This is a genomic window from Candidatus Nanopusillus massiliensis, from assembly GCF_920984865.1.
In genome coordinates this window covers 580,882-581,300 of record NZ_OV100765.1, presented here as the reverse complement: position 1 = coordinate 581,300, position 419 = coordinate 580,882, and the positions used below count along the sequence as shown (strand labels likewise).

Here is a 419-nt window from a genome sequence, read left to right as displayed (position 1 = left end):
AAACTCCATCAAAGGCTTATCCAAGAAGAGGTATAAAAGTTCCATATAGTCAGGGTGGTGCATATGGGTACTATGGAAAAGATATAAATATATTATTAAAGAAAATGATATAAAATGGCAAAGAGACTCTGGAGAATATTTAAGGAAATAGAAAGACCATATACAAGATTTTCATATATTAAATCATATAATGAAATTCCAGGTGCTCCAGTACCAAAATTAAGGATGCAGATTATGGAGAATGATGAAAGAAACCAAAGGATCAATGGAAATATGCTGCTCATTTAATTGCATTACATAATGTTCAGGTATCTGTTTATTCCTTAGAAGCTGTAAGAACCAATATATTAAAATATTTAGAAAATGAAGTAAAAGAATTTTTATTTATTGTAAGAAAATATCCTCATCATGTTGTAAGA

The 419-nt window shown here is 28.6% G+C and carries 1 protein-coding gene; it reads left to right on the top strand.

Annotation, left to right across the window (positions count from 1 at the left end):
- Positions 1-114 precede the first annotated feature (114 nt).
- Positions 115-288 (top strand): hypothetical protein, encoded by a 174-nt coding sequence (locus tag LUA84_RS03735; protein WP_231434504.1) that lies wholly within the window; start codon positions 115-117, stop codon positions 286-288.
- The last annotated feature ends 131 nt before the right edge of the window (positions 289-419 follow it).